Consider the following 11,756-nt stretch of genomic DNA (forward strand, 5'->3'; position numbering starts at 1 on the left):
TGCTAGCAGAGGGCGAGCGCTTAGTGGTCGAAATCGACGCCCTAACCCATGGCGTTTCGAAGCTGCCCTTATATCTGCGCTTGAAAGATGTGGTCGAGCGCGCCGAATCCGCGCTACAGGAGGAACGCCCATGATGAACGATATCAAGGCTTACCTGCGCGCCAACGGCACCTGGATCGCCGTGAGTGTGGTGCTGGCCACGCTGCTAGTCCTGACATCATGCCAGCCCGCTCATGCCCAGATCCCAAGCGCTGCCAACAGCTACCAGCGCGAGCTTACCCGCATCGTGCAGCAGGAATGGGGAATGCATGGCCGCGTGGCGGTACACGCCGCGCAGATCCATCAAGAGAGCGCCTGGCGTTCTAACGTCAATAGCCCTGTGGGCGCTCAAGGGCTTAGCCAGTTTATGCCCAGCACCTCCAAGTGGATCGCCGAGATCTACCCCGACCTGGGCACGGCTGCACCTTACTCACCCGGCTGGGCCATGCGGGCGCAAGCCCGCTACAACAAATGGCACTGGCAGCGCCTGAACGGCACCGCCAACCAGTGTGAGCACTGGGCCATGGTGTTAAGCGCGTATAACGGCGGGATGGGTTGGGTGAACCGAGATAGACGCCTGGCCACCGCCGCTGGTGACGATGCCGCCCGCTGGTTTGGCCACGTTGAGCGCTACACCAACCGCGCTGGCTGGGCGAAACGCGAGAACCGCCACTATGTGCGCCACATTCTGCTGAACCTCACGCCGCGATACGCGCGTGCGGGCTGGCAAGGGGGCGCGCCATGCTAAGCAAGATCGGTCTGGCGGTGGTTGGCGTGTTAGTGATCGCCCTGATCATGCAGTACCAGTACGCGAGCCATTTAAAAGAGAGGGTGGCCATTGAGCGCCAAGCATATGAGAGAGCCGTTGAGGCCAAGCGAGAAGCGCGGGCGGAAACGCTAGAAGCGCTGGACGACTTAGCGGCAGCCGAGCGCCAACGCCGTGACGCCGAGGCGGCAGTTCAAGCGCTTCAGGAAGAAATGGCCGAGCAAGCCGAGGACTACGACATGCAGCGTCAACGCATCCAACGTACACCCACCAGCGACGACGGCCCCGTGGCCCCGGTGCTGCGTGACACCTTGGAGGCGCTGCCATGAAAACCCTCGTGATCATGGGCATCGGAGCATTGCTGGCCGCCTGTGGCAGCACGCCACCCGAGCCGTTACCACCGCCACCCGCCATCAACCTCTATCAGTGCGCCGCACCGGTCGGCATGACATCACCAGAGCGCCAACCAGAGCGCCCGCGTGGTGAGTACACCCAAGCCGATGTAGCGCTCTACATCACCGACCTACACCAGTACGCAACGCGGGGCTGGCTAAAGCTGGCCCGCGTGCGTGAGCACGCCGACAAGTGCGCCAAAAGCGCAGACGACGATGAAGAAAATGACTAAGGAGCCGTCATGGAGGTAATCAACTGGGCCGCCGCCAAGCTGTTTTTCGATATTGTCCAGGCGCTGTTTATGGCGGGCGTGGCGGTCTACGTGTACTGGACCAACAAACACCGCGCCACGGGCTCCGCCATCGAACAGGTGAATACGCGCCTGGATGAGGTAGACAAGCACGTCTCACGCCTAGAGCAAACGCTGGATAACCGACCTGGCTATAGCGAGATCGAAGCGTTACGCGGCGAGCTGGCCGAAATGAACCGGGGCATGGCCCAGGTCAACGCGCAGATGCAGAGCACCACGGCGCTGCTCAATCGCCTGCACGAATACCTGCTGACGGAAAAAGGGAAACGATAAATGAGCTATCACGACTTTGAAACCGAGGGCCGTCGCTTGACGATCCTGCGCATTCTGGCCCGCCGCAACCAGTTCACGACCAACGAATACAGCTTGAACGATGAGCTGAAAGGTGCCTATGCGCACCACATCAGCCGCGACAAATTGCACGGCGACCTCGCTTGGTTAGATGAGCAAGGGCTCGTCATCACCCAGCAGCCCCGCGCCGGTTGGGTCATTACGCTCACTTGGCGCGGGGCCGACTGTGCCGACGGCCTAGCGAATGTGCCAGGTGTTGCCAAGCCACGCCCTGGTATTTGAGAGAGGTTGAACCATGCCACCACGCAATAAGGTGTTTGATCTACCCCAAGAGGTGCGCGAACAGCTAAACGAAAAGTTGGTTGGTAGCGGCTTTCAGGGCTATGAAGCGTTAGCTGGCTGGCTCAGTGAGAGCGGTTATAACGTTTCCAAAAGCTCCGTTCATCGCTATGGCCAAGATCTCCAAGAGGAGTTCGAAGAGGCCATGGGCGACGTGCGTAAAACCACCGAGCTTGCCCGTGCCATGGCATCGGAAGGCGAAGACGAAAGCGGCCATTTGATCGACGCCACCGCCCGCATCGTGCAAGACCAGCTGCTGCGTATCTCCATCGCCATGCGTAAAGCCGAGCACGAACCCGATGTGGCAGCCAAGCACCTTTCCAGCGTCACTAAAGCCTTAGCGGATATTGGCCGCGTTTCGCTTAGCCAGAAAAAGTGGGCTAAGGAGTTGCGGGTGGAAGTGGCGAAAGAAGCGGCAGAGAAGGCAGAGACCAGTATGGCCACCCAAGGCATGAGCCGCGACGCGATTGACTCGATCAAGCGTGACATCCTGGGGATTGCCTAATGACTGCCGCACCGTCAACAGCGCCCGCTGCCGCGCTCCCTGAATCCGTTCTGCTGCCGTACCAAAAGGCGTGGATCGAAGATGACTCCGATCTCAAGATTGCCGAGAAGAGCCGCCGTACCGGTTTAACCTGGGGCGAAGCGGCCGATGCCGTGCTAACGGCCAGTAGCGCCAAAGCCGCCGGGGGCACCAACCACTTCTATGTCGGCTCCAACAAGGACATGGCCATCGAGTTTATTGATGCCTGCGCCATGTGGGCCAAGGCGTTCAACCGCGCCGCCAGCCACATCCAGGAAGAGCTGTACCAGGACGAAGACAAGGATATTTTGACCTTCAATATCCACTTTGCCAGCGGCTTCAAGATCCAGGCGCTGAGTTCACGCCCCAGCAACATGCGGGGCCGCCAAGGTAACGTCACCATTGACGAAGCCGCTTTCCACGAACAGCTCGCCGAAGTGCTCAAAGCCGCGCTTGCCCTCACCATGTGGGGGGCCAAGGTGCGCTTGATCAGTACCCATAACGGCGTTGAAAACCTGTTCAATGAGCTGATCCAAGACAGCCGCGCGAAAAAGAAGCGCTACAGCGTCCACCGCATCACGCTAGATGATGCCTGCGAGCAAGGGCTTTACCAGCGTATTTGCCAAGTGCGCGGTAAGCCTTGGAGCCTGAAAGCTGAAGAAGAGTGGAAGGCGAACCTGCTGGCCGACACCGCCACGCAGGAAGACGCGCTAGAAGAGTACTACTGCGTGCCCAAGGCGGGTGGTGGCGCGTACTTATCCCGCGCCATGATCGAAGCGCGCATGTTCGATGCGCCGGTGATTCGCTTTGAAGGTACTGCCGAGTTCAACGCGGTGCCGGAGCACTACCGAGCCTTGGAGATCGACGCCTGGTGTGTTGAGCACCTGCTGCCACTCCTGGAAAAACTCGACCCGCGCCTGACCCACTGCTTTGGGGAAGACTTCGGGCGCAGCGGTGACTTAACCGTTATCGCGCCGATGACGATCACCCAACAGCTATTGCGCCAGGTGCCGTTTTTGGTCGAGCTACGCAACGTCCCGTTCAAACAGCAAGAGCAAGTGCTGTTCTTCATTGCCGACCGGCTGCCCCGGCTGCAAGGCGGCGCGCTGGACGGACGCGGCAACGGCCAGTACCTAGCCGAACAGGCCGCCGAGCGCTACGGGAGCATTGTCGAGGTCGTGATGCTTTCCCAGAGCTGGTACCTGAACAACATGCCGCCGTTCAAAGCCGCGTTTGAAGATGAGCAGATCAGCATCCCCCGCGACAGCAACGTGGTCGATGACCTGCGCGCCCTGCAAGTAATCAAGGGCGTGCCCAAGCTACCCGATGCCAAAACCGGCTTAAGCCGCGACCGTCACGGCGATGCCGCTATCGCGCTGGCCATGGCGTACTACGCCAGCATGATGGATGTGGCACCCATCGACTTCACCCCCGCGCCCCTGCCTGGTGTTTCCCGCCAGGATGACGACAGCGACGACATTGAACACACCGGATTCGGCATAGGAGGTGGCGGATGGTAAGCCCAAAAGCACTGATCAAAAAACTGTTTGGAAATGAAAGCAGCCAGGCCCTCGACAGCGAACAAACCAACGATTCCCGTGTTGGCCAACTCAAGCGCGAATTTGCCGAACACCCCACCAAGGGGCTAAATCCGCATAAGCTCTACGGCATCCTGGAAGGGGCCGAGCAAGGTGACCTGAAAGCGCAAAGCGAACTCTTCGATGATATGGAAGAGAAGGACGCTCAGATCGGGGCCGACCTGGGCAAGCGCCGTCAGCTTTCGGCAGAACGCGAATGGCAGATCGTCCCGCCGGATAACGCCACCGCACAGGAAAAGCGCGCCACCGAACACGCGATTGAAGTCTTCACCGCCCTGGAAGTGGAAGACCTGATATTGGACCTGGGTACCGGCATCGGCCACGGCTGGGCCAACCTGGAGCTGCCGTGGCAACGCGATGGCGCGATGCGCTTTATCGAGCAGCCCACGCTGCGCCCGCATAGCTGGTTCCGCCTGCACCCGGATGACCAGAACTGCATCACGCTACGCGACCATAGCGCGACAGGTGCTGAGCTGTGGCCACTCGGCTGGGTGCAACATAGGCACCGGGCAAAGTCAGGCTATGTGGCACGAATGGGATTACACCGCATGCTGGCGTGGCCGTACCTGTTCCAAAACTACGCCCTGGGGGATCTTGCGCAGCTGCTGGAAATCTACGGCATGCCCGCACGCATCGGTAAGTACCCCAAGAGCGCGACTGAAAAAGAGAAAGCCACACTGCTACGCGCCGTGGTTAGCCTTGGACAGAACGCGGCGGGCATCATCCCGGACGGTATGTCGCTGGACTTCCTGGAAGCCGCTAACGGCCGGGCTGATGTGTACCAAGCCATGATGAACTGGTGCGAGCGCGCCAAAGCCAAAGCGATCCTGGGCGGCACACTCACCAGCGGCACCGGCGAAGGCACTAATACGAATGCCCTGGGCAACGTGCATGAGCGCGGGCAAATGAGCCTGATCCGCTCTGACGTGCGCCAGTACGCGGGCAGCATTGGCAAGCAAATCCTCTGGCCCATGGCGGCGCTCAACTTCGGTATCGAGAAGCCCAGCCGCGCGCCGCGCTTCTACCTGGACACCGGCGAGACCGAAGACTTGGAACGCCTATCGAAGTCGCTACCTACGTTCGTAGACATGGGCGCGAAGATCCCACTGTGGTGGCTGCATGAGAAAAGCGGCATCCCGGAAGCCGCCGAAGGCGAAGACGTACTGATGTCCAGGGCAGGACGGAATCCCGACGCGCCAGGGATGGAAGCGCGTCGGGGAATGCCAAAGGCAGCACAAAACCCCTTCGGTGCGCTGCGCACTCCTGCCTCACGGCCACCACTCGCAGCCCTGCGCCAGGCACCTACCCAACCCGGCCAGCCCAGCTACTACCGCGATGCCACCCTCGACCAGCTCGACGACCAGGCGCAGCCGGTTGTGGATGCCTGGGTAGCGCAAGTGCAGCAGCTCGCCGAGCAAGCGGAAAGCCTGGAGCAGCTGCAAGAGCTGATTGCTAATGCCTTCGATGACCTGGATGAAACCGAGCTAGCCGAGGTGATGGCCACCGCCTTTGAAGCGGCCGATCTAGCAGGTAGAGCGACCGTTGCTGAAGAGCTGGATGAGGAAACCGGCAATGCCGATTAGCGCCCAGTTCCGCCGCCCGTTCGCAGAGCAAACCGAGTTCTTCCGCCGCAAGCTCAACCTGCCCACCACGCGCTCAGGCCAAATCACCCGCGACCAGAACGACGCCGCCTTCGTTGTCGCCGGTGCCACCAAAGCCGACCTGCTCGCAGATCTGCGCGGCGCGGTCGATGACGCGATCAGCAACGGCCAAAGCCTGGGCGAATGGCGCAAGCAGTTTAATGAGATCGTATCGAAACGAGGGTGGACGGGCTGGACAGGCGAAGGCAGCAAAGCGGGTCGCGCCTGGCGTACCCGCCTAATCTACAAGACGAACTTGGATACGTCCTACGCCGCTGGCCGCTGGCAGCAGATGACCGACCCGGACGTGGTGCGCCTGCGCCCTTACTGGCGCTACGTGCATAACACCATCGAGAACCCACGCCAGCAGCATCAGCGCTGGGACAACCTGGTGTTACCCGCTGGCCACCCCTGGTTTAACGCCCATTACCCACCGAACGGCTTTGGCTGCAACTGCGGTGTCGAGACCTTAAACGAGCGCGGCTTGAAGCGCCTGGGCAAAGAGGGACCGGATACAGCGCCCAACAACGGCACCTATGAGCACGTCGATAACACCACCGGCGAAGTCATCACCGTGCCAGAGGGCGTGCAACCCGGCTGGGATTACGCCCCAGGGCAAACGGCGAGTGAGCGCGCCATGGCCGCCAGGCTTAATCGGCTGGATAGTGTCGAGGCCACCATCGCCCGGCAACACGTCGCCGATCTGGTGGCCGCGCCGCTGTTCAGCCGCTTTTGGAATGGCGAGGTAAAAGGCGAATACCCGGTAGCGGTGGTGCCGCCCGTTGAGCGCCAGGTGTTAGGGGCTGATTCGCCTGTGGTATTGCTGTCGCAGCAGAGCCTAAGCGCCCACCGTGAGCGTCACCCAGAGATTGATATCAGCGACTACCGCCGCGTGCAGCAGCTGCTCGACGATGGCGAGGTGTATCGAATGCCTGATGATCCAGGCCGCTTGATCTACCTGATCATTGATGGCGTGACCTACCGCGCCGCACTCAAGCGCACCGAAGACGGTAAGAAAAACTACTTCCTCACGCTGTTTAAAAGCCGCACGGATCAACCGCCCCCCGAAGCGGAGCGTTTGAGATAGGCAGAAAGACTCAGCAAGGGGGCAGTACGGAATATGAGCCTGCCGCATGGGAGGCACCCATGCTAGCCCTCATCAACGCCCATTCAGTGAGATGAATAAGGCGAAGGGGTCGGTAGCCATACCGAGGACAGGCATTCACAGTATAGGAGCAATCCATGAGCACCATCAACGTCAACACAGCGCAGGTCGAGCGTGCCATTAGCGAGCTGCTCAACAAAGGCGAAGACCTCACCGCCCCGATGAAAAGCATCGGCGAGGAAATGATCAACCGCACCCAGCAGCGCTTCCGCGACAAAGAAGCCCCGGACGGCACCCCCTGGGCGGCTAACTCCCCGGTCACGCAAAAGCGCAAAGGCCATGGCCGTGTGTTGGAAGGGGAAAGCAATGAGCTATCCAAACAGTTCAGCTATTCCGCCGCGAGCGACAGCGTCGAATGGGGGAGCCTGATGGTCTACGCTGCCATGCAAAACTTCGGCGGCACCAAGGCCGAGTTCCCCCACCTATGGGGTGATATCCCGGCACGGGAATTTATCGGCCTAAGCGATGACGACGAAGACGAAGTGCTGGCCATCCTCGCCGACCATCTGAACCTATAACCCGCTCAGCCAACGCGGCCCTGTGAGCGCCGACATGCCCCGACCCGCTACGTTGGCCCGACTTTTCCCCGCAAGGCGGGTTAGACCCGCGTTAGATTCCCAATGTAAGCTATACACGGGCTGTGTTGAAGCTACTGGGTCGAGGGTAAGGCATGATTCTATACAAATATGTATCTCATGACGTGGGGATGAAGATACTAGAGGGTAATTCCATAGGGTTTACTAAGCCCAAATATTTCAATGACCCATTTGAATCAGAAGCTGCTTTTCCACCAAGCGACAGTGCCAACCCTATAGATCGCATGCTCCGACAAACTGCAAACGTGGGATTGAGAGGGGTATTAAAAGATAGCTATGGAGTTCTATCACTTACAAGGCAGTCACTTAACCCTCTAATGTGGGCTCACTATGCTAATCAGCATAAGGGAATGGTCATCGGTATTGATTGCACAATTAATGAATTCACTTGTGAAAAATCTAACACCATACCTGTTCAGTATGGGAACGTTATATACTCCGAGACAAAGCCTAATTCACCACTACTAAAAAATGCGAGCTTCGACCTATCAAAAAGCTTCAGCTTTTCTTTAGATCATTTTGAAAAATTGCAGCGATATTTCCTATTTAAGGCTTCATGTTGGTCATACGAAGAAGAGGTCAGGGTGGTTAAATGCCTGGAAGCTATCGAAGGCAGCTCACCTAACAAAAGTGGATTAATTCTTTCGAAAGACGAACGTGGCCATGCTTTGCAACTATTAAAATTACCAAAAGGTGCGATTAAGGAAGTCTATCTAGGGGAAAGATCTGCAGAATTGCATATAGATCAAGCTCCACACATCATCAGCACCATACGGTCCTATCAACCTCAGGCTCAAATTTATGGGTGTAAGATCAGTGAGGAGTCATGGACACTGGATAGTTTTGACCTTGAAGGTACTGTAAACGCTATGCAACGTGCCCCAAAACTCAATAATAACCATACTTCAGTTAGCTTTAAAAACTCCTAAAGCGCTTTAAATCCACGCCCCGCCGTAAGCCCCCGATCATGGGGGCATGACAACACACAGCCTTCACACCAAGCCCCGCGTTGCCGTTTGCGCCCTCAGCGTGCAAACCACCAACGACAAAACGCGCCTGATGCCTGCTGGCACCTTCCACGCACCGCGTGGGGCTGCTGAGGGCACCGGCCCGTGGCACCTGTCTGCCGACGCCGCACACGCGATTATCCAGCTTGCCGCCGGGCGCAGCACCGATATTGCCCTCGACTACGAACACCAAACCCTTTACGCCGAGAAAAACGGCAAACCCGCGCCTGCATCCGGCTGGCTAGACCCGCGCTCGCTTGAATGGCGTGAAGACGGCCTCTACGGCGCCATTACCTGGACAGCTGCTGCCAGCGCCGCGATCGACGCCAACGAATACCGCTACCTCTCCCCCGTATTCCCGTATGACGCCAACGGTGTGCCGTTAGACCTGCTGCACCTGGCGTTAACCAACACCCCCGCCATCGACGAAGGTGCCGCGCAGCTTGCCGCTGCGCGCATGTCGGTTACGCACGACAACTCTCAGGAGACTGACACCGTGGACCGTGAACAACTGATTGCCGCGCTCGGCCTGGCGAAGAACGCCACCGACGAACAGATCGACAGCGCCATTGCCGCGCTAAAAGCCGCTGCCGCCGATGCCGAGGCGTTCCGCCAGGCGTTGGGTGCCAAAGACGATGCAAAGCCAGATGAAGCCGTGGCCGCGCTGAAGGCATCCAGCACCACCGCGCCGGACATGACCCAGTACGTGCCCATTGCGGTGTACCAGGAAACCAACCAGCAACTGGCCGCGCTGAAAGCCAACAGTAACACCGCCGAGCTGGACGCACTCATCAAAGAAGGCCTCGACGACGGCCGCATCCCTGGCAAAGCCACCGCCGATTGGTTGCGCGAAAAAGGCATCGCTGCTTGCAAAGCCCACCTGGAAGGCGCGCCAAGTATCGCCGCGCTGAAAACCACCCAAACCCAAGGCAAAGCGCCGGAAGGCAGCGAGGTAAAAGGTGACGACAAGCTCAGCGAATCAGAGCTTGCCGTGTGCAAGTCCACGGGGCTGACGCCAGAGCAGTACCGCAAGGCGAACCCGGCTCCGGCCGAGTAAGCCCAGCCGCTAACCCAGCAACCAGGAGGACCACCCCGTGGCACTTACCCAGAATCGCAATACGCCGCACCGCCAAAACACCAGTCGCAACCTCGCACTTGCCGCCGGTGCGGTGGTGTACGCCGGGGGCATGGTGGCCATGGCCGCCAATGGCTTTGTCAATGCCGCATCAACCGCCACTGGCTTAACTGCCGTTGGCGTGGCCACCCACTACCAGGACAACACCACCGGCGACAACGGCGACCAGCACGTCGACGTGCAGCGCGGCTTTTTCGGCTTTGCCAACTCAGCCGGTGCCGATGAGGTCACCCGTGCCGACATCGGCCAGGTTTGCTACATGGTCGATGACGAGACCGTCGCCAAAACCTCCGGCACTGACACCCGCTCCCCCGCTGGCATCGTCGACGACGTCGACGGCAACGGCGTGTGGGTCAACATCGACCCGACTAACGGCGTTGCCGCTAGCGCTTGATAAAGGACCGCTTTCATGAACCTGACTTCCGCTAACTTGCAGGCGCTGTTCAAGGCCTACAACACCAACTTCCAGCAGGGCTTTAGCTCGCTGGGTGAACAAGGCGCGCTGTACGAGCAGTTCTGCACCATTGTGCCCAGCACCACCGCCGTTGAGGTTTACCCGTTCCTCAAGAGCCTGCCGCGCATGCGCGAATGGCTGGGCGACCGTGTTATTCACTCGCTGGAAGGCGGCGAGTTCAGCTTGAAGAACCGCAAGTTCGAGCTGACCGAAGGCGTGCCCCGCGACAACATCGATGACGACACCTATGGCCTGTGGTCGCCGGTCTTCCAAGAGTTTGGCCGCTCCAGTCGTGAACACCCCAATGAACTGGCGGTGGAAGTACTCGAAGCCAACCCGGAGTGCTATGACGGCCAGCCGCTGTTCGATACCGATCACCCCGTGCTGGACGCCAAGGGCGAAGAGGTCTCCGTGTCCAACGATATGGGCGGCAGCGGCGACGCCTGGTACGTGATGGATACCACACGCGTGATCAAGCCGGTCGTGTTTCAGCGCCGCCGTGACTACAACTTCCGCGCGATTACCGACTTGAACGATACCCAGGTCTTCATGACCGACAAGTTCCTGTTCGGGGTGGATGCCCGTGTCAACGCCGGTGCGGGCCTGTGGCAGTTGGCCGTGCGCTCTCGCCAGCCGTTTACCGCCGAGAACTACAAAATCGCCCGCCAGGCGTTGCAGAAGATGAAAGGCGATTACGGCCGCCCGCTCGCGCTGCGCCACAGCCAGACCATGGTGCCCACCAGCATGGAAGGCGCGGCCCGCAAGGTGCTGCAAAACACCCTGGCGGAGGGCGGCGAGACCAACGAATGGGCCAACACCTCAACGCTGGTTCTCAACCCCTGGTTAGCCAGCGCGTAACAGCAGGTTAACCCCGCGATGATTCGCAGTGCCTGCCCCGGCGGGCACTGCGCAACGGAGAGCACCACCATGGCAACACGTAAAACACCTGCTAACGAAATGCCCGGCGTGTTTATTCGCACCAAGCGCCGGATCAAAAGCCGCCGCCGTGCTGGCCATCGCTTCAACCGCGAAGGCACCACCATCGCGCTGGAGCTGCTAAGCGACGAGCAGCTAACGCAGCTGCGCAGCGACCCGGCGCTAGAGGTAGAAGACTGCACCTTCCCAGTAGAGGAAGCGACCAGCGAGCCGGAGGCCTAACCGATGCCGTACTGCACGAAAGCCGACTTGATCGAGCGCTTTGGTGAAAACGAGCTGCTCGCCATCGCCCGCGATGAATCCGGCACGGCCATCGACACCGCCGTTGTCGAGCGGGCCTGCGACGACGCCAGCGGCGAGATCGACGGCTACGTGAGTGCAGCGGGCTACCCCGTGCCGCTGTCACCGGTACCGAGGATCGTGATTGCCAACGCCTGCGACATCGCCCGCTACCGGCTTTATGACGAACACGCATCCGACCAAGTGCAGAAGCGCTACGACGATGCAGTGAAGTTCCTACGCAGCGTTTCACGCGGCGATGTGAAGCTCGGCATTTCAACCGGC

The 11,756-nt window shown here is 59.7% G+C and carries 16 protein-coding genes; all 16 read left to right on the plus strand.

From position 1 onward, the window contains the following. Window positions 1-130: 130 nt before the first annotated feature. Window positions 131-787 carry a transglycosylase SLT domain-containing protein gene (locus tag M8006_RS16820; RefSeq protein WP_250084254.1) on the plus strand — a complete coding sequence of 219 codons (657 nt, stop codon included), beginning with the start codon at window positions 131-133 and terminating at the stop codon, window positions 785-787. Then, window positions 781-1,134 carry a hypothetical protein gene (locus tag M8006_RS16825; RefSeq protein WP_250084256.1) on the plus strand — a complete coding sequence of 118 codons (354 nt, stop codon included), beginning with the start codon at window positions 781-783 and terminating at the stop codon, window positions 1,132-1,134. Before M8006_RS16820 ends, M8006_RS16825 begins: the two co-directional genes overlap by 7 nt. Continuing rightward, complete coding sequence (locus M8006_RS16830) at window positions 1,131-1,430, plus strand: hypothetical protein (RefSeq protein WP_250084258.1); 300 nt, start codon at window positions 1,131-1,133, stop codon at window positions 1,428-1,430. The genes M8006_RS16825 and M8006_RS16830 overlap by 4 nt, the downstream gene beginning before the upstream one ends. A 9-nt stretch (window positions 1,431-1,439) precedes the next feature. Then, a complete protein-coding gene (locus M8006_RS16835; protein ID WP_250084259.1) occupies window positions 1,440-1,781 on the plus strand; it encodes a DUF2730 family protein in 342 nt (113 codons plus the stop codon). Further along, entirely contained in the window at window positions 1,782-2,081 is a 300-nt protein-coding gene (locus tag M8006_RS16840; RefSeq protein ID WP_250084261.1) for a VpaChn25_0724 family phage protein, read from the plus strand. It abuts the gene before it with no gap. A 13-nt stretch (window positions 2,082-2,094) separates the two neighbouring features. Further along, a complete protein-coding gene (locus M8006_RS16845) occupies window positions 2,095-2,643 on the plus strand; it encodes a DUF3486 family protein (RefSeq protein WP_250084263.1) in 549 nt (182 codons plus the stop codon). Further along, on the plus strand, window positions 2,643-4,181 hold the full coding sequence (locus M8006_RS16850; RefSeq protein ID WP_250084265.1) for a hypothetical protein: 1,539 nt from the start codon (window positions 2,643-2,645) through the stop codon (window positions 4,179-4,181). Before M8006_RS16845 ends, M8006_RS16850 begins: the two co-directional genes overlap by 1 nt. Then, window positions 4,175-5,842, plus strand: coding sequence for a DUF935 domain-containing protein (locus M8006_RS16855; protein WP_250084267.1), 1,668 nt, complete (start codon window positions 4,175-4,177; stop codon window positions 5,840-5,842). The genes M8006_RS16850 and M8006_RS16855 overlap by 7 nt, the downstream gene beginning before the upstream one ends. After that, complete coding sequence (locus M8006_RS16860; RefSeq protein WP_250084269.1) at window positions 5,832-6,986, plus strand: phage head morphogenesis protein; 1,155 nt, start codon at window positions 5,832-5,834, stop codon at window positions 6,984-6,986. The genes M8006_RS16855 and M8006_RS16860 overlap by 11 nt, the downstream gene beginning before the upstream one ends. 155 nt (window positions 6,987-7,141) lie before the next feature. Next, window positions 7,142-7,582, plus strand: a complete 441-nt coding sequence (locus M8006_RS16865) for a phage virion morphogenesis protein (RefSeq protein ID WP_250084271.1) — start codon at window positions 7,142-7,144, stop codon at window positions 7,580-7,582. A 152-nt stretch (window positions 7,583-7,734) separates the two neighbouring features. After that, the gene (locus M8006_RS16870; RefSeq protein WP_250084273.1) at window positions 7,735-8,589 is read left to right on the plus strand and encodes a DUF2971 domain-containing protein; all 855 of its coding nucleotides are present in this window, start codon (window positions 7,735-7,737) and stop codon (window positions 8,587-8,589) included. Between the two features lie 46 nt (window positions 8,590-8,635). Continuing rightward, on the plus strand, window positions 8,636-9,724 hold the full coding sequence (locus M8006_RS16875; RefSeq protein WP_250084275.1) for a phage protease: 1,089 nt from the start codon (window positions 8,636-8,638) through the stop codon (window positions 9,722-9,724). Window positions 9,725-9,761: 37 nt separating this feature from the next. Next, on the plus strand, window positions 9,762-10,196 hold the full coding sequence (locus M8006_RS16880; protein WP_250084278.1) for a hypothetical protein: 435 nt from the start codon (window positions 9,762-9,764) through the stop codon (window positions 10,194-10,196). Between the two features lie 15 nt (window positions 10,197-10,211). After that, window positions 10,212-11,114, plus strand: coding sequence for a Mu-like prophage major head subunit gpT family protein (locus tag M8006_RS16885; RefSeq protein ID WP_250084280.1), 903 nt, complete (start codon window positions 10,212-10,214; stop codon window positions 11,112-11,114). A gap of 69 nt (window positions 11,115-11,183) precedes the next feature. Continuing rightward, window positions 11,184-11,414: an HI1506-related protein gene (locus M8006_RS16890; protein WP_250084282.1), complete on the plus strand. Its 231-nt coding sequence runs from the start codon at window positions 11,184-11,186 to the stop codon at window positions 11,412-11,414. Window positions 11,415-11,417: 3 nt separating this feature from the next. After that, a partial coding sequence (locus tag M8006_RS16895) for a gp436 family protein (RefSeq protein ID WP_250084283.1) occupies window positions 11,418-11,756 on the plus strand: 339 nt, incomplete at its 3' end.

Origin of the sequence: Halomonas llamarensis (assembly GCF_023555005.1) — a bacterium.
In the GTDB taxonomy this organism is placed as follows: Bacteria; Pseudomonadota; Gammaproteobacteria; order Pseudomonadales; family Halomonadaceae; genus Vreelandella; species Vreelandella llamarensis.